The organism is Mesobacillus maritimus, assembly GCF_044803185.1.
GTDB classification, from domain to species: Bacteria; Bacillota; Bacilli; order Bacillales; family Cytobacillaceae; genus Mesobacillus_B; species Mesobacillus_B maritimus_B.
In genome coordinates, this window is sequence record NZ_CP085225.1 from 855,222 (window position 1) to 878,986 (window position 23,765).

At 39.3% G+C, this 23,765-nt stretch carries 23 protein-coding genes; 16 read left to right on the plus strand and 7 right to left on the minus strand.

The window, feature by feature from the left end:
* Positions 1-6: 6 nt before the first annotated feature.
* From LG336_RS04185 to LG336_RS04215, 7 genes are all read left to right on the plus strand, one after another.
* A complete protein-coding gene (locus tag LG336_RS04185; protein ID WP_404331304.1) occupies positions 7-516 on the plus strand; it encodes a methylated-DNA--[protein]-cysteine S-methyltransferase in 510 nt (169 codons plus the stop codon).
* A 289-nt stretch (positions 517-805) separates the two neighbouring features.
* On the plus strand, positions 806-1,060 hold the full coding sequence (locus tag LG336_RS04190) for an aspartyl-phosphate phosphatase Spo0E family protein (RefSeq protein ID WP_404331305.1): 255 nt from the start codon (positions 806-808) through the stop codon (positions 1,058-1,060).
* 288 nt (positions 1,061-1,348) lie between these two features.
* Complete coding sequence (locus tag LG336_RS04195) at positions 1,349-2,176, plus strand: electron transfer flavoprotein subunit beta/FixA family protein (protein ID WP_404331306.1); 828 nt, start codon at positions 1,349-1,351, stop codon at positions 2,174-2,176.
* A gap of 28 nt (positions 2,177-2,204) precedes the next feature.
* Positions 2,205-3,233, plus strand: coding sequence for an electron transfer flavoprotein subunit alpha/FixB family protein (locus LG336_RS04200; protein WP_404331307.1), 1,029 nt, complete (start codon positions 2,205-2,207; stop codon positions 3,231-3,233).
* Complete coding sequence (locus tag LG336_RS04205; protein ID WP_404331308.1) at positions 3,226-4,521, plus strand: FAD-dependent oxidoreductase; 1,296 nt, start codon at positions 3,226-3,228, stop codon at positions 4,519-4,521. Before LG336_RS04200 ends, LG336_RS04205 begins: the two co-directional genes overlap by 8 nt.
* Positions 4,521-4,805: a ferredoxin family protein gene (locus LG336_RS04210; protein WP_404331309.1), complete on the plus strand. Its 285-nt coding sequence runs from the start codon at positions 4,521-4,523 to the stop codon at positions 4,803-4,805. The genes LG336_RS04205 and LG336_RS04210 overlap by 1 nt, the downstream gene beginning before the upstream one ends.
* A gap of 183 nt (positions 4,806-4,988) precedes the next feature.
* Positions 4,989-5,516, plus strand: coding sequence for a hemerythrin domain-containing protein (locus LG336_RS04215; RefSeq protein WP_404331310.1), 528 nt, complete (start codon positions 4,989-4,991; stop codon positions 5,514-5,516).
* Between the two features lie 52 nt (positions 5,517-5,568).
* On the opposite strand, the gene LG336_RS04220 is transcribed toward LG336_RS04215, so the two are convergent.
* Positions 5,569-6,801, minus strand: a complete 1,233-nt coding sequence (locus LG336_RS04220; RefSeq protein ID WP_404331311.1) for an MFS transporter — start codon at positions 6,799-6,801, stop codon at positions 5,569-5,571.
* Between the two features lie 272 nt (positions 6,802-7,073).
* On the opposite strand from LG336_RS04220, the gene LG336_RS04225 reads away from it, so the two are divergent.
* Both LG336_RS04225 and LG336_RS04230 read left to right on the plus strand, forming a co-directional pair.
* Complete coding sequence (locus LG336_RS04225; protein ID WP_404331312.1) at positions 7,074-7,514, plus strand: MarR family winged helix-turn-helix transcriptional regulator; 441 nt, start codon at positions 7,074-7,076, stop codon at positions 7,512-7,514.
* Positions 7,515-7,550: 36 nt separating this feature from the next.
* Positions 7,551-9,245, plus strand: coding sequence for a M3 family oligoendopeptidase (locus LG336_RS04230; protein ID WP_404331313.1), 1,695 nt, complete (start codon positions 7,551-7,553; stop codon positions 9,243-9,245).
* A gap of 805 nt (positions 9,246-10,050) precedes the next feature.
* Here the strand turns inward: LG336_RS04230 and LG336_RS04235 are convergent.
* Positions 10,051-12,216, minus strand: a complete 2,166-nt coding sequence (locus LG336_RS04235) for an AAA family ATPase (protein WP_404331314.1) — start codon at positions 12,214-12,216, stop codon at positions 10,051-10,053.
* 208 nt (positions 12,217-12,424) lie between these two features.
* On the opposite strand from LG336_RS04235, the gene LG336_RS04240 reads away from it, so the two are divergent.
* The gene (locus LG336_RS04240; RefSeq protein ID WP_404331315.1) at positions 12,425-13,486 is read left to right on the plus strand and encodes a GerAB/ArcD/ProY family transporter; all 1,062 of its coding nucleotides are present in this window, start codon (positions 12,425-12,427) and stop codon (positions 13,484-13,486) included.
* Positions 13,487-13,553: 67 nt separating this feature from the next.
* On the opposite strand, the gene LG336_RS04245 is transcribed toward LG336_RS04240, so the two are convergent.
* The gene (locus LG336_RS04245; RefSeq protein WP_404331316.1) at positions 13,554-14,162 is read right to left on the minus strand and encodes a lysostaphin resistance A-like protein; all 609 of its coding nucleotides are present in this window, start codon (positions 14,160-14,162) and stop codon (positions 13,554-13,556) included.
* Between the two features lie 318 nt (positions 14,163-14,480).
* Positions 14,481-14,672, minus strand: a complete 192-nt coding sequence (locus tag LG336_RS04250) for a YkvS family protein (RefSeq protein WP_404331317.1) — start codon at positions 14,670-14,672, stop codon at positions 14,481-14,483.
* A 233-nt stretch (positions 14,673-14,905) separates the two neighbouring features.
* Here LG336_RS04250 and LG336_RS04255 point away from each other — a divergent pair, with 233 nt between their 5' ends.
* From LG336_RS04255 to LG336_RS04275, 5 genes are all read left to right on the plus strand, one after another.
* The gene (locus LG336_RS04255) at positions 14,906-15,100 is read left to right on the plus strand and encodes a hypothetical protein (RefSeq protein WP_404331318.1); all 195 of its coding nucleotides are present in this window, start codon (positions 14,906-14,908) and stop codon (positions 15,098-15,100) included.
* A gap of 335 nt (positions 15,101-15,435) precedes the next feature.
* Positions 15,436-15,699: a phosphocarrier protein HPr gene (locus LG336_RS04260; protein ID WP_404331319.1), complete on the plus strand. Its 264-nt coding sequence runs from the start codon at positions 15,436-15,438 to the stop codon at positions 15,697-15,699.
* Positions 15,699-17,414 (plus strand): phosphoenolpyruvate--protein phosphotransferase, encoded by a 1,716-nt coding sequence (gene ptsP, locus LG336_RS04265; protein WP_404331320.1) that lies wholly within the window; start codon positions 15,699-15,701, stop codon positions 17,412-17,414. Before LG336_RS04260 ends, ptsP begins: the two co-directional genes overlap by 1 nt.
* Before the next feature lie 225 nt (positions 17,415-17,639).
* Complete coding sequence (locus LG336_RS04270) at positions 17,640-18,419, plus strand: SDR family oxidoreductase (protein WP_404331321.1); 780 nt, start codon at positions 17,640-17,642, stop codon at positions 18,417-18,419.
* A 27-nt stretch (positions 18,420-18,446) separates the two neighbouring features.
* Positions 18,447-19,328, plus strand: coding sequence for an NAD(P)-dependent oxidoreductase (locus tag LG336_RS04275; RefSeq protein ID WP_404331322.1), 882 nt, complete (start codon positions 18,447-18,449; stop codon positions 19,326-19,328).
* Between the two features lie 165 nt (positions 19,329-19,493).
* Here LG336_RS04275 and LG336_RS04280 read toward each other — a convergent pair whose 3' ends face one another.
* The 3 genes from LG336_RS04280 to LG336_RS04290 form a co-directional block, all read right to left on the minus strand.
* Positions 19,494-20,654 (minus strand): aminotransferase A, encoded by a 1,161-nt coding sequence (locus tag LG336_RS04280; RefSeq protein WP_404331323.1) that lies wholly within the window; start codon positions 20,652-20,654, stop codon positions 19,494-19,496.
* A gap of 162 nt (positions 20,655-20,816) precedes the next feature.
* The gene (locus LG336_RS04285; RefSeq protein WP_404331324.1) at positions 20,817-21,284 is read right to left on the minus strand and encodes a YkyB family protein; all 468 of its coding nucleotides are present in this window, start codon (positions 21,282-21,284) and stop codon (positions 20,817-20,819) included.
* A 135-nt stretch (positions 21,285-21,419) separates the two neighbouring features.
* Positions 21,420-22,316: a metallophosphoesterase gene (locus LG336_RS04290; RefSeq protein ID WP_404331325.1), complete on the minus strand. Its 897-nt coding sequence runs from the start codon at positions 22,314-22,316 to the stop codon at positions 21,420-21,422.
* Positions 22,317-22,509: 193 nt separating this feature from the next.
* Between LG336_RS04290 and LG336_RS04295 the strand changes: the two genes are divergently transcribed.
* Positions 22,510-23,724 carry an EAL-associated domain-containing protein gene (locus LG336_RS04295; RefSeq protein ID WP_404331326.1) on the plus strand — a complete coding sequence of 405 codons (1,215 nt, stop codon included), beginning with the start codon at positions 22,510-22,512 and terminating at the stop codon, positions 23,722-23,724.
* Positions 23,725-23,765: the final 41 nt, after the last annotated feature.

Sequence of the window (23,765 nt, forward strand, 5' to 3'; positions counted from 1 at the left end):
AGGTCTATGCGGATTTATACAGTAGTAGAAACCGAAATTGGAAAGCTTTTTATCGTTGCTGAGAACCAAAGGCTTTCAGCCGTCCATATAGGGGAAGAGGATTTTCATACAAATGAAGACATTTCGCTTACACGTAAAGAAATGGAAGACCCATTATTGACTGAGAGTGTGAAACAGGTCAAGGAATACTTTGCTGGTGATAGAACGACCTTTAACCTTCCTCTAGAGCGGGACGGTACTGTCTTTCAGGTAGATGTGTGGAAGAAACTTGAAGAAATCCCGTATGGGAAGACAAAGAGTTACCAGGAGATTGCTCAAGCAGTTGGAAGACCCAAAGCCGTTAGGGCAATAGGACAGGCAAATAAGGCTAATAAGCTACCAATTATCGTTCCTTGTCATCGAGTAATTGGTAAGAATCAAACCCTCACAGGATACGCTGGTACACGGACAGAAATAAAAGATCGCTTGCTTACCCTCGAAGGTGCTCCATTTAAAGCTGATAAGCGAAAAGCATAAATCCCTTGTGGATTTATTTTTTTTAGATAATACCCAAGAATGAAAGCGCTTTATTAACGAAATATGTATTTGTTTCCAAAAAACAACCATTGCGTAGACGTAGGTGATTTTGTCAGATTGCTAGATTTTTCATTTCTGAAAAGTGTCGAAGGGGAATTATTATTTAAGAAAAATGTCTAATTTTGCGAATCTATTTACATTAAATTAAATATCTGTAATACTGCTTTAGTAACCAGATCATTCTATTAATAGAGTGAAGGGAAAGGGATCGGATTAGGGGGAATGGGAAGTGCGGGAGAACAATAATCCTTTACTTGTGCAGATTCAAACAAAAAAAGAAGAGATGTTTGCTTGTGCACAGCAAACAGGATTTAATAGCATGGAGACCATTAGCTGTAGTCAAGAACTAGATAAATTAATTTATGAATACCAAATCTCGATGCAAGCACCACTTACGAATAAAGCGAAGGATAAGATTCAGTTTCGTAACTTTTTATGGTTTTTTCATAAACCACAAAAAGCAGCAGGTAGCTTTGATTCGTAAGTTGTTTCGTAATAGTATATTCTTTTTTCGATGACCACTGATTATCCTATCAGTGGTTTATTTTTATTTACCCACAAACAATGAAAGCTAAACCAATAAAAATGGAAAAGAGTGATTTTTATCATAGATTAAATTCAAATATTTTTTATATTCTTAACTTAGTAGAATTTTTTAGGTTATTTTATATTGGAATGTTGGTTTGGTATGTTAAACGATTTTCTTAATCGTATTTGCATTTTTTTTATTACCTTTAGTAAACGCTTTCATTATAAAGGGGGAATAGTGTTTATGCATATTGTTGTCTGTATCAAACAAGTACCTGACACGAAAATTATTAAAATCAATCCCAAAACGAATACCTTGGACCGGCGTAGTGCTCCAGCCATTCTGAATCCTTATGATGCTCATGCTGTACAAGAGGCAGTTAGAATCAGAAACAAGGTAGGTGGAACGATATCGGTTTTATCGATGGGGCCACCGCAGGCAGTAGCGATTATTAAAAAAAGCATCGAAATTGGAGCGGATAGAGGATATTTGATTTCTGACCGAGCATTTGCAGGTGCGGATACACTAGCAACAAGTTATGCCCTTTCAAAAGCACTTGAAAAAATTAAACTAGAAACCCCAATTGATATGGTTGTTTGTGGCAAGCATGCAATTGATGGTGATACTGGTCAAGTAGGCCCAGGAATTGCTAGACGTCTTGATATTCCTCCCGTTACCAACGTAATAGAAGTCATAGAAGTAAACGACAGAGAAAAAAAAGTGGTAGTAAAGAGAAAACAAATGGATGGTTACCAAGTAATTGAAGCAGGACTCCCTTGCTTACTGACAGTTGAAAAAGAGGTAAATGAGATTGAATATGCTCCGATGCCAAATATGATTCGGGCAGCCCGGTATGAGCCGGTCATTTGGTCGGTGAATGACCTACATGATGTTGATAAAACTCAGTTGGGATTAAAGGGCTCTCCAACAATTGTAGGCAAGATGTTTGCCCCACCCAAACCTGAAGGTGGGAAGCGGTTGGAGGGAAATACGGATGAACAAGTAAAAGAACTAGTTAGTCTATTATCGGAGAAGAAAAGTCTTTTTAATTTCAGCCTTAAAAACTTGTAAAAGAGCGTTGGGAGGAGGAGGGTAAGGCATGGAAGATTATCGTGGAGTTTGGGTATTTATTGAAGTAAATGATGAAAAAAATATAGAAGGCGTTTCATTAGAATTATTAGGTGCAGGGCGGGAACTGGCCGATAAGTTGAATGTTCCACTTGCTGGTGTTCTGCTCGGAGATGAGATTAGTGGTCTTGCAAACCATGTTATTTATTCTGGTGCGGACATTGTTTATATGGTTGACCATCCAGTTTTGAAACAATACAGAACCGAAGCGTATATGAAAGCAGTCACTTTGCTCGCAGAAAAGTATAAACCCGAGATTTTCCTATACGGGGCAACACCGAATGGCAAAGACCTTGCAAGTGCCATTGCAACGGACTTGAGCACCGGGCTGACTGCCGATACAACTATGCTTGATATTGATCTTGAGAAGAGGTTATTGGAGGCGAGCAGACCTGCTTTTGGTGGAAATATTATGGCCACCATTCTGTGTAAAAAACATCGTCCACAAATGGCAACCGTACGACCGAAGGTAATGAAAGCATTAGATCTCGATTATAGTAGAATTGGTCAAATCATTGAGGAAGAACTCATCATACGAGAAGAGGATATGCGGACAAAAGTGCTCGAGGTTGTGAAGGATGTAACAAAAAGAGCAAATCTATCTGATGCTCACGTGATTGTCGCAGGTGGGAAAGGCCTTGGCGATATGCACGGTTTTCAGTTAATCCATGAGCTAGCAGAAACGATTGGTGCAAGTGTTGGTGGGACTCGAGATGCAATTGAGGCAGGATGGCTACCCCATGAACTACAAATTGGTCAAACAGGAGAAACCGTGACTCCTAAGGTTTATTTTGCTATCGGAATCTCTGGTGCTATTCAACATGTAGTAGGGATGAAGAATTCGGAAATCATTATTGCGATTAATAAGGATTCTAACGCACCCATTTTTGATGTGGCTACATACGGGATAGTTGGGGATGCGCATGAAGTCATTCCGAAATTGATAGAACAATTTAAAACGATGAGCGAGCAAAAAGGGGGGGACTTGAGCTATGTCTGAAAAGTTTGATGTCATCGTAGTGGGTGCTGGACCTGCTGGAACGGCTTGTGCTTATGTATGTGCGAAGAAGGGGCTTAATGTCCTGTTAATCGAAAGGGGAGAATACCCAGGGAGTAAGAACGTGATGGGCGGTGTCCTATACAGGAAACAACTAGAAGATATTATTCCGGAATTCTGGAAGGAGGCACCACTGGAACGACCTGTTATTGAACAGCGGTTCTGGATGATGGATAAGGAGTCAGTTATTCAGTTTGGTTATAAGGGTCTTGAGTGGGGGGAAGAGCCTTATAACAATTTTACCGTCTTAAGAGCACAGTTTGACCAGTGGTTTGCCAAAAAAGCGGTTGAGGCAGGCGCTCTGCTTATTAATGAGACGGTGGTTAAGGAATGTATTGTGGAGAATGGAAAAGTAATCGGAGTAAGAACAGACCGACCAGACGGAGAGTTATTTGCGAACGTGGTTGTACTTGCGGATGGGGTCAATTCTCTCTTGGGAAAACAATTAGGGTTCCATAAGGAGTTTCGTCCCGATGAGGTCGCCTTGACTGTCATGGAAGTAATAAACTTGCCAAAGGATAAAATCAATGACCGGTTTAATCTAAGTGAAAACCAGGGCTGTACCATTGAAATTTTCGGTGATTCGACCAAGGGAAATCTAGGAACGGCCTTCCTTTATACAAATAAAGAAAGTTTGAATATAGGCGTAGGTACGACACTTTCTAGTATGACAAAAGCAAAACTTAAACCTTATGAGCTCCTTGATTATTTAAAAACTCACCCTATGGTAAAGCCGTATCTTGAAGGAGGAGAATCGTCTGAGTATCTAGCACATTTAATTCCCGAGGGAGGATATCGATCTGTACCTAAAGTAGCGGGTAATGGCGTTGTGGCAATTGGAGATGCGGCTCAACTCGTTAACGCGATACACAGAGAAGGTTCCAATATGGCAATGGCATCGGGCAAGATGGCTGCAGAAACAATTATTCTGGCCAATGCAGAAGGGAACTTCAGTGAATCAAGCCTCAATCGATACCGTGAGGCCCTTTATGAAAGCTTTATTATCAAGGATTTAGAGAAATACAAAGATGCCGCCCATACCTTCGAGAAACATCCTCAGTACTTTAATGATTATGTGCCGATGATGAATCGAGCTGCAAGTAAGTTCTTTACGGTTGATGGGACACCTAAACGAGAGAAGCAAAAGGAAATCATGCGGAGCATTACGAAAGAAAAGGGGAGCATCAAAGTGCTACAAGACCTTTATCGAGCGTGGAAGGCGGTGAAATAATGTCTACGAAAACGATTGAAGAAAAACAGTATCTCGTTCGGTTTAAGTGCGACACAAAATCCCACCTCACAATCATCAATCATGATATATGTAATACTAAATGTGAAGATAAGCTATGTACGCTTTTTTGTCCAGGAGAAGTGTATAAATGGGAAGGAACAAGAATGCAGGTTGGATATGAGGGGTGTCATGAATGTGGAAGCTGTAGAATTGCCTGTCCACATGATAACATTAAGTGGGAATACCCAAAAGGAGGGCACGGAGTCATCTTTCGACTTGCCTAAGAATGGTCTAGTACAGACCATGCACTAAAACCCTTTAATTGGAAATCGTGATGAAGTTGGGGAGTTTGTTAAAGATTTGTGAATCAATATGAGCAAACCATCATCCTGTGATAAAGGTCACTACGTATAGGTATCTAAGCTACTATACTCTAACTATACTTAAAGTGAAAAGGGGCAGGGAAAATGGAAGCTTGTATGAGTTCAATGCTAGGGAATACACCAGTACAATTAAGTGAGGGGCTACAGCAATTAAAAAGTGAGCATCCTCCATTATTAAAGAAACTTGATGAATTATTGGGGCTTTGCCTTAAAGTAGAAAATGGGGAGAATGCAAGTGAAAGCTTTGCTATGCTCCGACCTTCTGTTATTGAATTTTTTGATGAACTAGCTCCACATTCAGAAAGAGAAGAAGGCGTATTGTTTGAAATGATGGCAGCCTATATCGGAAGAGAAGCTGGTCCTATTGCTGTTATGGAATATGAGCATGATCGAGCAAAATCCCTTATCGGTACATTCCTCAAAAACACTGAAAATGGTTTAGAAGGCTATACGGAAGAGAAAATGAAGCAGGACGTTGCACTGGTTAAAGAGGCCAATTATACATTAGTGGATCATTTTTCTAAAGAAGAAAATGTTTTGTTCCCGATGGCTGAAAGAATGCTCAAGGACGAAGAAAAACAAGAGCTTTTAGAAAGAATAAGTAAAATTTAATAGGATTTAAATAAGGAGAGACGATTGTCTCTCCTTTTTATTGATTCCTCGTCTACTGATGCCAAGATGTAAGAGTTTTATCAGATGGCAAGAATAGGGTCAATAACCCTAATAACGGGAGAAAACCTGTGAGCATAATAGTCTGAGTTAATCCGATTAAATCTGCCAAATAACCTAAACCTATTGATCCAACAGCCCCCATCCCAAACGCAAAGCCGACAGTTAATCCGGCCATCGTACCAATTTTTCCTGGAATAAGTTCTTGAGCGTAAACAACGGTTACCGAGAAGCTTAACATCAAGATAAAACCTGCGACTGAAAGCATAATAAAAGCTGCAATACTAGGGACAAAAGGAATGAAAGCAGAAAGAGGTGCCGCTCCTAGCATGGAAAAAAAGATGATATTTTTTTTCCCGAAGCGGTCGGCAAGTGGACCGCCAAAAAATGTTCCAAGTGCACCAAAAACCAGGAATGCAAATAAAAACATTTGCGATTCTTTAATAGACAAAGCATATTTTTCAATCGCATAAAAAGCATAATAATTTGTTATACCTGACGTATACCAAGATCTAGCGAAAATTAAAAATAAGACTAAAATTAAGGCTGACTTAATAGATCTAGAAACTCGATTGTCTAGCGGTTTAACGGCTCTTTTGACTTTTGTTTGAGTTTTGGAGTCTTGAAGCTTTTTAGAATACCAGTTTGCAATATAAATTAATAGCCCTACAGCAAGTGCAGCCACAATGGCGAACAAAGCTGCCCCTCTTTGTCCAAGAGGAACCAGGATAAGCGCGGTAATGAGCGGAGCAAGTGCTTGCCCAGAATTCCCGCCAACCTGATAAATGGACTGAGCAAGTCCTCTGCGTGATCCCGCAGCCATATAGGCAACACGAGAGCCCTCAGGATGGAAGATAGCAGACCCTAGACCGATTAGTAGTACTGAAATGATAATCAATTCGTACCTTGGTGCAAAGGCTAATCCTAGAATCCCAATCAATGTAAAGGTCAGTCCAATCGGAAGGGCAAAGGGTAAGGACTTTTTGTCCGCAACCATCCCTATAACTGGTTGCATAATAGAAGAGACGATATTTAAAGAAAAGGCTATGAGGCCTAATTGGGTAAAGGACAGCCCCATCGATTTTTCAAGAACCGGAAACATCGCTGGTATTACGGATTGAATGGAGTCATTTAGTAAATGACATAGGCCAATAATAAATAATATTTTGTAGGCTGTTGTCTCTTCCTGCTTTGGGGTTGTCTGGACAACTGCAGCGCTTTGGTTCAATACAATCGCCTTCTTTATTCAAAATTTAGATACATATGTTATCTTACCAAAATTCAAGCTAAGAGTGGAGTTGGATTGATAAAATCATTCGAATTTTATTAATTAGAAAAAGCTAAATTCCACCATGGATTTATTAAAAGTTAATTGTAGTGGAAATCAATACCTACGTTTAGCAGAGCTATTAATTAAAACTCATAAAAATAGAATTGCTGTTAAAACCTGTATTTTCGTTTATAATTAAGTATCAATAGTGATAAAGGACTGAATAAATCATGAAAGATGAACAAATAAATCAATCATTGAAGCTGTTTATAGTACTATCTAGAGCCTATCGTGCATTGAACGAGGAAGTAAATAAGGTTATTCAACAAAGAGGGTTAAACCCAACTGAATTTGCTGTCATGGAGCTACTGTATCATAAAGGTGACCAACCCTTACAACAAATAGGTGGGAAGATTCTTTTGGCTAGTGGTAGCATCACCTATGTCGTTGATAAACTTGAACAAAAGGGGTATCTAAGGAGAAACGGTTGTCCGAAGGATCGAAGAGTCACATATGCGCAAATCACTGATGAAGGGAAGGCTTTAATTGAGGAAATTTTCCCTGAGCACAGTCAGCGAATCAATGAGCTAATGGATGTTCTTTCAACTGAAGAAAAACAAACAGCTATCGACCTACTGAAAAAATTAGGGTTGTCAGTCGGGAAGTATTAAATATTGATTGGATAGATAAAAGAGTGGAGGGTTTCGATGCGATTTGAAGAGTATACATACAAACGACCAGATTTTGAGGTGGTAAGTACTGCGTTTGAAAATGCGCTCGAGAAATTCAGTTGTTCCCAATCCGTTAGCGAGCAAAGTGAAGCAATGAGTGAGCTAAATAGGATTCGGAATGAAGTCGATACAATGTTTAATATCTGCTATATCCGTCACTCTATCGATACGAATGATGAGTTTTATAAAGCGGAACAAGACTATCTTGATGAACTTGCACCAAATGTAGAAGGGCTAGTTACAAGATATTATGAGGCCTTGCTACATTCTCCTTTTCGTAATGAGCTAGAGGCAAAATGGGGAAAGCAGTTATTTGCGCTTGCTGAGTCACAGTTGAAAACCTTTAAGCCGGAAATCGTGCCTTTGCTTCAAAAAGAGAATAGACTTTCATCCGAGTATACGAAGCTAGTGGCGTCAGCAAAAATTCAGTTTGAGGGTGAGGAACGAACTCTTGCACAACTCGAACCTTTCGCACAGTCAAAAGAACGAGCTATGCGTAAGAGGGCATCAGAAGCCAGGTTTGGCTTCTTTGCAAATCATGAAGCAGAGTTCGATCGCATCTATGATGAACTTGTTAAGGTTCGTCATGAAATTGCTCTAAAATTGGGGTACGGTAATTTTGTTGAGCTAGCTTATAATCGGTTGTATAGAACCGATTATAATGCAGAAATGGTTGCAAACTTTAGGAAGCAAGTGGAGAAGTATATTGTTCCAATTGCCTCTCAGTTGAAAGAAAGACAGCAAAAACGCATTGGCGTCGACCGCCTGACTTATTATGATGAGCCGTTTAATTTTCAAACAGGGAATCCAGCGCCAAAGGGAAGTCCTGAGTGGATTATTGAAAATGGGCAAAAGATGTATGATGAGCTATCACCTGAGACTGGAAGGTTCTTCTCGTTTATGGTGGAAAACAACTTAATGGATTTGGTTGCGAAAACAGGTAAAGCAGGCGGTGGTTATTGCACATATGTCGAGGATTATAAAGCACCGTTTATTTTCTCTAACTTTAACGGTACCTCAGGTGATATCGATGTATTGACTCATGAGGCGGGGCATGCGTTCCAGGTCTATTCTAGTCGTCATTTTGATATTCCGGAATACTACTGGCCAACCTATGAGGCTTGTGAGATTCATTCAATGAGCATGGAGTTTTTTACATGGCCATGGATGGAGTTGTTCTTTAAAGAGGATAGTGATAAGTATAAATTTGCCCATTTAAGTGATGCACTCCTTTTCTTACCATATGGTGTGTCTGTTGATGAATTTCAGCACTGGGTTTATGACCATCCTGAGGCTACGCCAGCTGAAAGAAAGCAACAATGGCGTGAAATTGAGAAAAAGTATTTGCCTCATAAAGATTATGACGGTAATAGTTACCTCGAAGCGGGAGGATTCTGGCAACGGCAAGGGCATATCTACAACGACCCTTTTTATTATATTGATTATACGCTTGCACAGATTTGTGCTTTCCAATTTTGGAAGCGTACGAGGGAGAATAGAGAAGCGGCCTGGGAAGATTATCTAAGTTTATGTAAGCTTGGGGGCAGTCTGCCGTTTACTGAGTTAGTTAAAGAAGCAAACCTGATTTCACCATTTGAAGATGGTTGTGTTCAGTCTGTTGTCGGCGAGATTGAAACATGGCTGAACTCGGTTGAGGATAAAAAACTATAAAGTGAACATTGGCTAGTAGCCATCTTCGCTAGAATTGAAAAGAAACGCCCGTTCATTGAATAACGGGTTCTGTTTTGAAGTACAAAATACGAATGAACATTGCTTTTCGTATAGTAATTCGCACTAGAATTAAAAAGCAATTTGGCAAGTACATCAGCAAAGAAAAATGCTTGGAGACATATTGCTCCAAGCATTTTTTATCCCAAGATAAGCACCGGTTCAGCGATTTCCAAATCTTCAAGAATTGCCAGGAAATAAGCTACTAAAATAAGGGAAGAAATTCCTCTTATTGGGGAAATAGCACGAAAAATAGATGAAATAGAGGGAAAGATTCCCCCTATTTACTCGAAAAACATGAAAATAGACCATTTTCCTTGGCCTTAACGGGAAAAACTCCCCTTATATCCCCCGAACCGAGCCCTATTCTGCAGGTTAACGGGAAAACTCCCCTTATTTAAACAATCAGAGCTTACTCAATTAAGGATAAGAAAGAATGGCTGCTTCATTTATCTGCCTCTCAGACATCAACCTTCACCCACCCCCAGCAAGTTAAATATCATTTGTAGCACACCAGTTGGTACAACAATTAGCATGCGAATTTTCATGCCGACAAAAACTTATGACACCATGTTAAAAGGGTTCGAAATTCAGGGCAGATTTCCCGTTTATTTTATTAAACCCCATATTATATCAACAAAAAAGAAGCAGTCTAATTCAGTTGCGAATAGGACTGCTAATTGGTGTGCTAATTTCGTTTTTGTATTTGGAATCCGAAGCCTTTATTCATTGAACCGGGCGTTTCTGCTTATTTCTTTGTAATAATGATTTCTCCATTGTGCAGTTTAGCAACTAATTCATTAGTTGCTGGTTCATCGAGGATGTAGTCCGCTAGTTGATCCTCTAGTTGTTCCTGAATAACACGTCTAAGTGGACGGGCACCAAACGCGGGATGGTAACCTAGTTCGGTTAGTTTTTCTTTTACCTCGCCCGCTATTTCAAGTGTTAGGGACTGCTCTGTCAGTAAATCTGTTAATTCGGCTAGCATAATGTCCACAATTTTAAGAAGGTGGTCTTTCTCAAGGGATTTGAATTCGATGATACTATCAAAACGATTTAGGAATTCTGGCTTGAAGAAGTTCCCGAGTGAATCAAGAATGCTAGCTTCGTTGATAGCGTTATTTTGTCCGAAACCAACTTTTATCGTTCTGTGACCGACGCCCGCGTTACTTGTCATAATGATTACAGTATCTTTAAAGCTTACTGTACGACCCTGACTATCTGTTAGGCGGCCATCTTCTAATATTTGCAGGAACATATGCTGAACGTCTGGATGTGCCTTTTCTATCTCATCCAGTAAGATAATGCTGTAAGGATTACGGCGTACTTTTTCCGTTAGTTGTCCAGCTTCATCATGACCCACATACCCTGGGGGTGAGCCAATAATTTTGGAAACACTATGTTTTTCCATATATTCACTCATATCAAGGCGAATCATTGAGTCTTTAGAGCCGAAGAGCTCCTCAGCAAGTGTTTTGGTTAATTCAGTCTTACCAACCCCTGTAGGACCGACAAATAGGAATGAACCAATTGGACGTTGCTTCGACTTAAGTCCAGCGCGGCTACGACGAATAGCCTTTGAAACCTTCTTAACGGCTTCTTCTTGACCAATTACTTTGTTTGCAAGGTTATCTGCTAAGTGCTTCATCTTCCCCTGCTCTTCTGAGTGGAGTTTTCCTACAGGAATACCTGTTTTCTTTTCAATAAGCTGTTGTATTTGTTCGATAGTGACAAGTGGGCGTGAAGTATTTACATCCGATTTTAAATCCTTTTCAAGTGCAGTCTCCTCATCGCGAAGTGTAGCTGCCTTTTCATAATCTTCTTTTGCTAATGCCGATTCTTTTTCTTTAGAAATGGCTGCCAAACGTTCTTCTAATTGTTCTTTATCTGTATACCCAGCCTCAAGGTTGAGCTTAGACCCTGCTTCATCCAGTAAATCAATTGCCTTATCTGGAAGAAAGCGATCTTGAATATAACGATGGGATAGTTGGACACAGGCAATAATGGCTTCATCCGTAAACGTAACTTTATGATAGTTTTCGTATTTGGATTGGATGCCTTTTAAGATTTCTATTGACTTCTCCAACGAAGGCTCATGAACATGGACTGGCTGAAAGCGTCTTTCTAATGCAGGGTCCTTTTCAATTTTGCGATATTCCGCTAATGTAGTGGCACCGATTACCTGAAGTTCACCACGTGCTAATGCCGGTTTTAGAATATTCCCAGCATCCATAGAACCCTCGGCAGAACCAGCTCCAACTAGCAAGTGAATTTCATCAATGAATAAAATAATATTTTTTCTCTGTTGTAGTTCTGAAATTAATTGTTTAATACGTTCCTCGAACTGTCCACGAATTCCAGTATTCGCTACAAGGGAAGCAACGTCGAGAAGGTAGACTTCTTTGTTCTTTAGCTTGTTTGGTACCTGCCTTTCGGCAATTTTTAGGGCAAAACCTTCGGCAACTGCCGTTTTTCCGACGCCTGGTTCGCCAATTAAAACAGGATTATTTTTATTCCGGCGGTTAAGGATTTCTATCACACGGTTGACCTCTTCATCCCGCCCAATGACAGGATCAATTAAACCTGCCTTTGCTGCTTGGGTAAGATTTCGGCCAAATTGATCAATGAAACCATTCCCACTACCTGATGTTTTGGTTTGCTGGGAAGAAGCCGAAAACATTGGGTTCTCAGACTTGGATTGTCCCGATAATGACTTGAAGAGTTCTGGAAGTTCCTGATTAGGGAAACCTGAGAAACCAGGAAAGCTAGAAAAGGATGGCCCGAAAGAGGCTCCAAGCTTTTTCCGTTCTTTTGTATAGCAGTCCTCGCAGAGCATCAAATGCTTCTGGCTGCCATTAAGATTCACTTTCAACTGGATTTTTGCTTGATTCTCTTGACATTTTTGACAAAGCATTTAAATTCCTCCTTAGGATTAATTTGTTTAATACTCCTCTGACTTTGACTATATTTGACCATTTCTGATTTTATTATAATCTGACCTTCTTTGACTTTCAAGATTCTTGTTTTATAAAAATTTTTCCAACGGCGATTATGCAGTCTATGAAAAAAGCTTGTCATGGTTTGTCTCTATCCTCATATATTTGAAACAAGGAGGGAGTTGTGTGAGGACAAACTGGGGAGCCGCGTTTCAGATTGCAGCCGTTTATGTAGGTACGGTGGTCGGAGCCGGTTTTGCAACAGGCAGAGAAATTGTAGAGTTCTTTTCCCGCTTCGGCTTCGTCGGATTAATTGGAATCTTAATGAGCGGATATTTACTTATATTTATGGGGTCAAAGCTTATGAGAATTGCGGCTCAGATTGGCGCAAGCTCATATGAACAATTCAATGAGTATTTATTTGGAGAAAAAATTGGTCGGATTATAAATTTCATTATGCTCTTTATGCTGCTAGGTGTTTGTGCTGTCATGCTCTCTGGGGCAGGGGCGGTTTTTCAGGAACAACTAGGAATATCAAAGAATATTGGAATCTTGATTACAATTGGTTTATCGATTTTGGTCATGATCCTAGGAATAAAAGGGTTGTTTGCGGTTAATTCATTTGTTGTACCCATGATGATTGTTTTTAGCTTTATTCTATTTTACCTTTCAGTTAAGTTGCCGGGGTTTATTGACCAAGCCCTTTTTATTCCGGCTTCCGAGGAAGGCTGGAAATCGGTAGTCGCCCCATTTACATACACGGCCTTTAATCTTTCACTCGCGCAGGCTGTTCTTGTTCCTGTCGCTGCAGAGGTAAAAGATGATCAAACGGTTAAATGGGGAGGGATTCTCGGGGGAATAGCGCTAACGCTCATTCTATTAATGGGGCATTTCACTCTAATCATGCTTCCAGGACTTGAGTCATATGAAATACCGATGGCTACCATCATGAAGAGTCTAGCTTCGGGACTTTATTGGATTTTTATTTTAGTAATTTATGGGGAAATTTTCACATCAGTAATTGGAAATATATTTGGACTTGAACGACAGATAAAAAAATATGTAAATATGCCTAGTATCATGATTGTCATCGGAATTTTTATTATTTGTTATCTCGTCAGTCAATTCGATTACAGCACACTACTCTCTTACTTATATCCTTTATTTGGTAATATCAGCTTAATATTCATCGTTCTTTTATGGATGAAGCCATTTAAACCAAATCGAGGATATAATAGTAAAAAATAAACCAAAAGGGCCGGCTACTGCCGTGCCCTTTTCTTAGAAGCTGACCAGGGCTCTATTGCTTCTTCTCTCATCGCAAAGGAAAAAGCCCAAATAATAACAAATCAAATATAATATGGGAGATGATTACAAGCCGGATACTTCGTTTCCAAGCATACAAAATGCTCCAGACGAAACCGCCGGTTAAAGCCGCTATAATGAGTACTAATTCACCAGAATGAATTTGAACGGATGCGTAAAGAATTGTAGATAATAGGATGCTTGTCCATGGATTTGTATAAGTTAATAATCTTTTTTGGACAAAGCCTCTCCAGAATATTTCCTCCCCGGGTCCGATGATTATAAAAAGAACCAAATAATGCCACGTTAACTCAGGAGAAAATAATTTGTATAACGCTGTAATCTGATTGCTCAAAGGGAGATTTAGCAGATCTATAAGTGTATTTCCAATCCAAAAAAGCCCATAAATGAATGCACCTGAGCCAATACCCCAAACCAAATGGAATCGTTTTGATGTTCGTGGTTCTGTCTCATCGAGGATAGAATAACTGATTAAAACTAGCATAGTTGCTGTGAATATATACCAAAATACCTTTTCTTGCTCAAATGTGAAAAAAATGAATAGATGCGCTAATATATAACCAAAAAGTAAGCGACGGTCAGCAATCAGTTTTCTCAAACAAGCCACTCCTTTCTACAAACAACCATTATTGTATCAGATAATGGGATTGTGAAAAAGAACAACGGTGTAGCATTAACTCAATAAAATAAGTCGATGATAAATATGTACATGGTTGATTTTGACACTGTTGATGGAGAGGAAATCAACAGCCTTGTTTAACACAACCAAAATAAAAAAGAAAAAAGAGCACAATTTTATGGCTCTCCTTGTCTTTATTGATGTAAAAATAATTTAAATATTTTGAATTATCCGAGTTCGGCAAGGGCATGAATCTCTCGCTTAATGTCCCTGTGTATTCCTCGATGCCATTCTTGGTTATTGAAGGGCGGTTTCTTTAATTACCGTATAGTTTTTATGGTTAATAACAGTTCTTTGATCTAATTCAAGATCCCTGTAGTTATCCATATAAGTTAAATCAACAATGACAGAGTTTTCGTTAACTTTCTCAACGATGCCCTGCAGTCCCTGCCTGAATTCAATCACATTCCCCACTTGTGCTTTTTTCAAAGAACCTCTCTCCTTATCTATCCATTTTTCCGCAATTCTAATAGAAATAATTGGTTTTATATCTAATTTTTTCAGTCCCAATTAATTGCGGTTTAATAATTATTACTACCATATCTAAAAATTGCCAATTATTCAATGGTTTTTTTGAAAACGCTTTATAAATTTGACAATTATATGGACAATAGTAATTTCTGTAGTATGATGATGAAATATATTTGTTTAGAGGTGATCTGATGACTAATGAAGAAGTGCATGAAATATTGAATCAGTTAAAAAGAGGGGAAGTCTCTGAATACCATGTTTCAAAGGAAGAATTCCTAACTTTCCGTCAAGTGCTTGTAAATAGAGAAGATTTTAAGCATTTTCGTGGAATTGCCCAACGTGGGGGGGAAGTGGTTTATCATTATATCGAGAACGCTCGAAGTTAACAGAAAATTTGACTAAATTTGAAAGAGATTGAAAGTTCTTGGTTGAAAACGCTTTATTATTATTTGTAGAGTTATCCTTTATAAATTAGGCTTTTTTTGTTGTTTTACTAATCATAACCGTGATATTCTGTACATGGTGATAGTGGTCGTTTTGACTGGTATTGATTGTAATTTATATAAATCTTTCAGGAAACGATTGGAAATATATATGGTGTGATTTGATTGTCGATTTGGGTAAACTACAACTAATCTTTAAAGATAGCCTGAGTTTGACTACGGGAATATGAGCATCATGTATTTCACCTATATATTTTGTAAAAGGAGTTTGATTTCTTATGGAAAAAAGCTTTAAAGTTATTGCAGAAACAGGTATTCATGCTCGCCCAGCAACACTTTTGGTACAAGCAGCAAGCAAATTTGATTGTGAAATTCATCTTCAATACAAGGAAAAGAAAGTTAATTTAAAATCCATTATGGGTGTTATGTCACTAGGGATTGGCCAAGGAGCAGAAATTACAATCATTACTGAGGGTAGTGATGAAAGTGACGCTTTAAACACAATCGAAGAAACACTAAAAAGAGAAGGGTTAGCTGAATAATGAGCTTTCTTCGTGGTATAGCTGCTTCAAACGGTATTGCTATTGCGAAGGCGTACCGCCTGGTTGAACCGGACTTTTCTTTTGAAAAAAAATCAGTCGACTCTCCAGAGACGGAAGTAGTTCGCTTTCAAGATGCCCTTAACACTGCAAAAGGTGAACTAGAGCAAATACGTGACCGTGCTGAAAAAGATTTAGGTGCAGATAAAGCAGCAATTTTTGAAGCACATTTACTTGTATTAAGTGATCCAGAACTCATTTCACCAATAGAGGATAAAATAAAGACCGAACAGGTAAATGCTGAACATGCTCTTAAGGAAACCGCGGACATGTTTATTTCGATGTTTGAATCAATGGATAATGAGTATATGAAAGAGCGGGCTGCTGACATCCGTGATGTTACCAAGCGTGTTCTAGCTCATCTACTGGCTATACAAATTCCTAACCCAAGTATGATACAGGAAGAAGTTATTATTGTTGCAGAGGATTTAACACCGTCTGATACTGCACAGTTAAACCGAAATTTCGTTTTAGGCTTCACGACTGATATCGGTGGTAGAACCTCACATTCTGCCATCATGGCACGTTCAATGGAAATTCCAGCTGTAGTTGGAACGAAGACAGCCACTGAAGAAATTACGAATGGCGACCTTGTGGTGATAGATGGATTAAAAGGCGAGGTTCATATTAATCCGACACCTGAAAGGCTCGAGGAATATAAGAAGCAACAAGAGGATTTCGCTAAACAAAAAGAAGAGTGGGCTAAGCTCGTTCATGAAAAAACAATCACAGCGGATAATCACCATGTAGAACTTGCAGCTAATATAGGGACTCCCAAGGACCTTAAAGGTGTAGTTGAAAATGGTGGAGAAGCTGTTGGCCTTTATCGTACAGAATTTCTTTATATGGACCGTGACCAGCTTCCAACTGAAGAAGAACAGTTTACGGCTTATAAAGCGGTTCTTGAAGGAATGGAAGGCAAGCCTGTTGTCGTCCGAACTCTTGATATTGGAGGAGATAAGGAACTACCTTATCTGAATCTCCCTAAAGAGATGAACCCTTTCTTAGGATTTAGAGCTATTCGTTTATGTCTCGAAGAGCAGGAAATTTTCCGCACGCAACTTCGGGCATTACTCCGAGCTAGTGTATATGGAAATTTAAAAGTCATGTTTCCGATGATTGCCACTTTGAGTGAGTTTAGAGAGGCAAAAGCCATCCTTGAAGAAGAAAAACAAAAGCTAGACAGTGAAGGCATTAAGGTTGCAGAGAAAATAGAATTAGGAATTATGGTTGAAATACCATCAACTGCAATCATTGCTGATCAATTCGCTAAAGAGGTAGATTTCTTTAGCATCGGTACCAATGACTTAATTCAATATACAATGGCTGCAGATCGAATGAATCAACAGGTTTCTTACCTATATCAGCCTTATAATCCATCGATTCTTCGCCTCGTTAAAATGGTCATAGACGCTGCTCATAGAGAAGGAAAATGGGCAGGTATGTGTGGAGAAATGGCTGGAGACGAAATTGCCATCCCGATACTTTTAGGATTGGGATTAGACGAATTCTCAATGAGCGCTTCTTCGATCCTAAAAGCACGCTCCCAAATTAGGGGCCTTACAAAAGCGGATATGGAAGACTTAGCTATGAAGGTTATTGAAATGGGTACAACTGAAGAAGTTATCGAGGCTGTTAAGTCTGTAACATCACTGTAATTAAAATGTAACATTATATTTGTTTTATTTTTATGTTTGCGGGTATAAATAAGTAAGCACTTTGGTAAAACTAAAGGTAAGCTAATCATTCTCATTTTCCCCCAGACTTGGCCGGTTGTCTCTGACAACCGGTCTTTTTTTGTTTAATATAAATTCTCTAAATTAAATGTTTTCTGATTAAGGGTGCTTTATAATTATACTAATGATGTTTAGGAGGGGGATTGCATGGATTTACAACTTACAGGGAAGACGGCGGTGGTTGCTGCATCTAGTCAGGGGTTGGGGCGAGCTATTGCCGAAGTGCTCCTACAAGAAGGGGCGAATGTAGTAATATCTGGTAGAGACGAAAGTAAACTTAAAAAAGTTGCAACCGAGCTACAAGCGTATGGCGAAGTTGCCTATAAACAAACCGATATTACGAAACCTGAAGACATTAAAGGTTTGATGAGCAGGGCTGTTGAGAAATTTGGAAGGATAGATATTTTAATCAATAATGCAGGAGGACCTCCAGCAGGTTCATTTGAAGTACTCTCTGACCAGGATTGGTTAGATTCCTTCGAATTAAACCTCTTATCCTATATCAGGTTAATTCGCGAGGCACTTCCTTTCTTAAAAGTGAATGGAGGTAAAATTATTAATATAGCTTCCTCCTCCATAAAGGAACCTATCCCGGGATTAATCTTATCAAATACGTTTAGAACAGGGATGGTTGGATTAACAAAGACTCTTTCTCAGGAGCTTGCCCCTTATAATGTGATGATTAATACGGTTGCTCCTGGCAATATAGCAACCGATAGATTGAAACATCTTAATCAGTATAATGCCGAAAAACTCGGGGTCAGCCAAGAAGAACTAGAACAAAATGCAATAAACAAAATTCCGTTAAAAAGATATGGACAACCAGAAGAGTTTGCCAAAGTAGTGGCTTTTCTGGCATCTGACGCCAACTCTTATATGACAGGGAGTTCCTTTCTTGTAGATGGTGGATTGGTAAAATCAATTTAAATTAGTAATCGCGTGGGAGGGTATGAAATGCTGACAAAAGAAAATACAATCATTGGTTTTATTGGAACTGGCGTGATGGGGAAAAGTATGGCGGGTCATTTATTGAAGGCTGGCTATCCGCTATACGTCTATACTAGGACCAAGGAGAAAGCTAAGGAATTGCTAGACCTGGGGGCGGGGTGGGCTTCCACTCCGAAAGAAATTGCTGAGAAAGCAAATGTTATTATAACTATTGTGGGGTATCCCACAGATGTCGAAGAAGTCTATCTCGGAAAGGATGGACTTGTCACGAACGGCCGTGAAAATACATATGTCATTGATATGACAACCTCGACGCCTAGCCTGGCAGAAAAAATTCACCAAGAGGCGAGTAAAAAAGGCATATCTGCTTTAGACGCTCCAGTATCAGGCGGAGATATCGGAGCACGGGAAGCCAGATTAGCCATCATGGTTGGAGGAGATGAAGCAGCTTTTAAGCAGGTTGAACCTATTTTACAGGTGATGGGATCAAATATCATCTTGCAAGGAAAAGCCGGTGCTGGACAGCATACAAAAATGTGCAATCAAATCGCAATTGCCTCTAATATGCTCGGTGTAATGGAATCAATCGTTTATGCGGAAAAGGCTGGGTTGAATCCAGAAAATGTATTAAAAACCATTACAACCGGTGCCGCTGGGAGCTGGTCTTTGTCTAATCTTGCACCAAGAGTGATTGGCGGCGATTTCGAACCAGGATTCATGATTAAACATTTTATTAAAGACATGGGGATTGCGCTTGAGGAAGCAGAGAAAATGGGATTGGACCTTCCAGGCCTGTCGTTGGCGCAATCACTGTATAAAAAATTGGCTGATGAAGGTTTAAGCGATTTGGGAACACAAGCTTTGTATAAATTATGGCAACAAGGGTAATAAAAAAATCGTTCCTTTCGGGGAACGATTTTTTTGTCGTCTAGGTAATTATAAAAGGTTATGGGGTGTGGATAATTGTACTCGTTTTTGGTATCCAGCTCCAGCGCTCCAGGCCATACGCCGCTGACCAGGGCGCTTGCGCTTTAGTTCATAGGGAAAAGATAATTATCGAAGACCCCCATATTGACTCAGATAAGCCTCTAAGCGGTTTAATCCTTCAGTGAGCATCTCCAATGAATAGGCGTATGAAAGGCGGAAATAGCCTTCTCCGAAGTCAGAAAAAGCACTACCTGGTACGACTGCAACCTTTGCTTTCTCAACTAGGTCTAGAGCAAAGTCAAAAGAAGAGGTCTCGTGGTCAGGAATTTTTACAAAAAAGTAAAAAGCACCATCTGGTTTAATCACCTCAAGCCCCATATTGGTCAACCGAGTATAAACATAATCCCTGCGCTTCACATATTCAGCTTTCATCACATCTGCATCGTTTTTTCCTGTAGTCAATGCAGCAATAGCTGCAGCCTGCGAAATAGATGTAGCACAGGTAACGTTGTATTGGTGAACTTTTAATAGATGCTTTGATATGGCCTCTGGCGCAAATAATAAACCAATTCGCCAACCTGTCATGGAATGGGACTTAGATAACCCATTAATCACTATTGTCTGTTCAGGAAGAAAACTTGCAATCGAAATATGAGGATTTTCATATGAAAGCTCACTATAAATCTCATCTGCGAGAATAAAGATATCCTTACCTCTAACAAGGTCAGCAATTTCCTCTAGTTCTTTTTGCCCGAGGCTTACCCCAGTTGGGTTTGAAGGATAGGGAAGGACAATACATCTTGTTTTTTCTGTAATGTGCTGTTCAATAAGGTCGGCTGTAAAGCGGAAATCGTTCTCTCTAATATCCACATATACTGGTTTAGCGCCACATAGTTTAATAATTGGTTCATATCCCGGGTAAACAGGCCCTGGTAAAATGACTTCCACTTCTTGTTCAAGGATGGACCTGAATACGATGTCAATGGCTTCACTTGCTCCAGTGGTAACAATAATTTCAGATTCTGGTGAATAAGATAAATGATATTTTTCTTTGTAGAAATTTGCTGCTGCTTCTCTTAACTCAATATATCCAGCGTTATGAGTATAGGTTGTCTGATTTTGGTCAATGGCAAGTTTCCCCGCTTCTTTAACGTGTTTAGGAGTGGGAAAATCAGGTTGGCCAATCGTTAGGGAAATCATCCCTTCAACACCAGCGACCAAATTGAAAAATTTTCGAATGCCTGATATTTCAATATCTTTTACTTTTTTATTGATTAAATGCTCCAAGTTCTCTAACTCCTTTATCAGTAATCGCAAAACAATGAGTCCAATTTGGATTGATTATAAACTTTTGTGCTCATTTTACCATGTGTTCCACTTGCAATGGTAAATAAAAAAACCAGGCGTGTACTAAGCCTAGTTTACTATCGTTATCATTGTTGCCCACGTTTAAAAATAGCTTTCCCCAAGTTTCTTAAAGACAGGTTTTTGGTAAGTCTTTTTCTTGTTTGCCGGCTGTGGGTGATCATCCTTTAGTCCTGTGTATGTAAGGAGGAGTTTTTTCGCCTGTGTTAGGGAAAGAGTTGACTTAGGGTTTCGAACCGAACTATTCAATTTTCCTAGGTGGGGAAGGGCCTCGAAGTCACTCTTGGTAGGCGGGATATGGAATGAATATTTCCCACAAGCCACAAGTACATCTGATTGTTGCTGACTCAATCTAGGATTTTGGGAAAAATGCAGGCCAACTTTATTCGCTTTCCCTTCTCTTAATAGTTTCATAAGCGCTTCATGCTTAAGGTGATATAAGAATTTTGGGTTTGGAGCAGTCTTTGCATGACGGTTGACAATGTAGATTGCCTGAGAGAGGTTTTCTATAGTTGGACTTAACGGGGAATACTGTTGCCTGTCGCTTTTCAATTTAAAGGCTCCTTTCTCTAAAAACAACGTTATATATATATTATACCCTTAATTATAGTAGAAAAAAACAGAAAGCTAGGAAACCAACTTGAATGTAGTGTTAAAAGTGATTGGTGAATACATTCAAGTTGGGAATTAACGCCTATCATCCCTTGTTTCTACCCCTTCGCTAGTAAGAGTAAACAAGGTTAGCTCCGGTTTCGATAAAAATCTAAAAGGCAATCTCGTGGTACCTAAGCCACGGTTCACATAAAGTGTTAACCCCTGATTATGGCCCAGTTGATAAAAACCTTCTGGATATTTTTCACCATGAGGTGGGGTAACAACTGGACCCCAAAAAGGAATCTGAATTTGCCCCCCATGGCTATGACCACTTAGTTGTAATTGGATATTGTAGTTTGAGGCCACACTGGCAAAATCTGGGGCGTGAGAAAGCAGGATAGTATAAGAATTTTCAGGAAGCCCACTAAGGGCGGATTCAATATTAGGATGACCGAGCATGGAATCATCGACACCAGCAATGTGAATGGAACTACCATTCAGTAAAGTAACCGTCCTTGCTTCATTAACAAGAAGTGTAATTCCAGCCTCTTGGATAATCCTTCGATAAATATCCGATCCGTACCCTCCATGATCATGATTCCCATAGACAGCGAACTTGCCAAATGGAGCTCGTAACTTGGTTAAAGCTTGAATAATTTGCTGGGTTTCTTTAAATTCATTGGGGTTATCCATTAAGTCCCCCGTAAAAACAATCATGTCTGGTTCTAATCCATTTATTTTTTTTATTAACTTTTGAAACTGTTCGAGATTGTATTGGAATCCAAGATGAGTGTCGCTAAATTGTACAATTTTAAAACCATTAAATTCTTGGGGGAGTAAAGGGCTCGGGAAATCATGAAGTGTGATATCAAGCATATGGGGTTCAATCTCATGTGCATAATAGTATCCCCCTGTACTGATGCCACCTAATACAAGTACTCCTCCAAACATACGCTTAATAAACGATCGCCTAGTTAGATTTTTTGGCATATCATATTACCAACCTATTTAAAATATCCCTTAATACTATCAGAAATTTCACCAAAAAAGAAGTAGTTAACTAGGTTTTATTGAATCGTTGAATGGAGAGAAGAGGAGGAAAGTGTTAAAATAATGAAAAAAGAGAGTGAAGCCTTTATTGACAGGGGTCTGTCTTAAATGGAAAATCTAGGGAGATGTATTTATGGATGCATTAGACATTCTGACCGATTTAGAGAATGTAATTCCGTTCTTTCAGCCGATTTTTAGCGCGGATGAACACCGAATTGTTGCTTATGAAATTCTCGGTAGATATCAAACAGAGGATGGTCCAATAAGTCTAGGACCTTTTTTTCAAGATAAGGAAATACCGGAGGAATATCGTCTTGAAGTTGATTTGACGGTCCTAGATAAAGCGTTTAAAAAGGCTGTCCATCTAGAAAAGGACATTCTATATTTTATTAATCGTGATGCTGAGTTACTAATCCATGATGAAGACGAAAAGCTTTTACAACTTATATTATCGTTTGGTGAACAGGGATTAACCCCAAAGCAAATAGTTCTTGAGGTTAGTGAACGGAATGCGGATGGAGAACTTGAGGATTTGGGTCATTTACTTAGTTATTATCGGACCTATGGGATGAAAATTGCGATTGATAAGATGGGAAATGACAGTAGTCACTTGGACCGGATTAGTCAGTTGGAACCTGATATCCTCAAGGTAGATCTTCAGGTTATGAAATCAACTGCTGCTGGACCAGCTTACCAAAATATTTTGTTCTCACTTTCAATGTTGGCTCGGAAGATTGGGGCGGCCCTTTTGTTTGAAAATATCGAAACGGTTTTTCAGCTTCAATTTGCATGGAGAAATGGTGGCAGGTATTACCAAGGGTTCTATCTTAAAGAGCCACAGCCGGAATTTCTAGACAGACGGATATTGAAGGAAAGACTAAAGCAAGAGTGCCATGAATTTATCTTATCGGAAAAGAAAAGGATTGAAAACTTATTTTCATTGCGTGAGGAATTTGAAATAAAAGTTCAGGAAACGCTTAGCCGTAATCGAAAGATTGAAGACTATACGCAGCTGTTAGAAATCCTTGCTAAAGAACTAGATGAGATGGCTTTTAGAATGTATATCTGTGATGAGGACGGATTCCAAAAGTCCCCTAATCTATTTAAAGCCAGAGATGAATGGATCATTCAACCAGAATATGTTGAAAAAAATTGGAGTTGGCGACCTTATTTTCTCGAGAATATTATTAAGATGAGAAATGAGAAAAAAGGGATTTTATCTGATCGGTACAATGATATTGAAACAGCGGTAGCCATTAGAACTTTCTGTCTTCCAATTAATTCTCAGGAATTTCTGTTTATTGACCTTTCATCTTCCTACTTGTTTGCGAGGGAAGGCTTATTTTAAATAAGGGTCGCCAAGCCCCTTATCGTAAGGGGCTTAACTTG

Coding starts and splice junctions, on each gene's coding strand:
- LG336_RS04185 (WP_404331304.1), top strand. CDS start 7: ATGCGGATTTATACAGTAGTAGAAACCGAAATTGGAAAGCTTTTTATC.
- ptsP (WP_404331320.1), top strand. CDS start 15,699: ATGAGCTTTCTTCGTGGTATAGCTGCTTCAAACGGTATTGCTATTGCG.
- LG336_RS04235 (WP_404331314.1), bottom strand. CDS start 12,216: ATGCTTTGTCAAAAATGTCAAGAGAATCAAGCAAAAATCCAGTTGAAA.
- LG336_RS04275 (WP_404331322.1), top strand. CDS start 18,447: ATGCTGACAAAAGAAAATACAATCATTGGTTTTATTGGAACTGGCGTG.
- LG336_RS04270 (WP_404331321.1), top strand. CDS start 17,640: ATGGATTTACAACTTACAGGGAAGACGGCGGTGGTTGCTGCATCTAGT.
- LG336_RS04195 (WP_404331306.1), top strand. CDS start 1,349: ATGCATATTGTTGTCTGTATCAAACAAGTACCTGACACGAAAATTATT.
- LG336_RS04230 (WP_404331313.1), top strand. CDS start 7,551: ATGCGATTTGAAGAGTATACATACAAACGACCAGATTTTGAGGTGGTA.
- LG336_RS04210 (WP_404331309.1), top strand. CDS start 4,521: ATGTCTACGAAAACGATTGAAGAAAAACAGTATCTCGTTCGGTTTAAG.
- LG336_RS04295 (WP_404331326.1), top strand. CDS start 22,510: ATGGATGCATTAGACATTCTGACCGATTTAGAGAATGTAATTCCGTTC.
- LG336_RS04255 (WP_404331318.1), top strand. CDS start 14,906: ATGACTAATGAAGAAGTGCATGAAATATTGAATCAGTTAAAAAGAGGG.
- LG336_RS04260 (WP_404331319.1), top strand. CDS start 15,436: ATGGAAAAAAGCTTTAAAGTTATTGCAGAAACAGGTATTCATGCTCGC.
- LG336_RS04225 (WP_404331312.1), top strand. CDS start 7,074: ATGAAAGATGAACAAATAAATCAATCATTGAAGCTGTTTATAGTACTA.
- LG336_RS04200 (WP_404331307.1), top strand. CDS start 2,205: ATGGAAGATTATCGTGGAGTTTGGGTATTTATTGAAGTAAATGATGAA.
- LG336_RS04205 (WP_404331308.1), top strand. CDS start 3,226: ATGTCTGAAAAGTTTGATGTCATCGTAGTGGGTGCTGGACCTGCTGGA.
- LG336_RS04215 (WP_404331310.1), top strand. CDS start 4,989: ATGGAAGCTTGTATGAGTTCAATGCTAGGGAATACACCAGTACAATTA.
- LG336_RS04290 (WP_404331325.1), bottom strand. CDS start 22,316: ATGCCAAAAAATCTAACTAGGCGATCGTTTATTAAGCGTATGTTTGGA.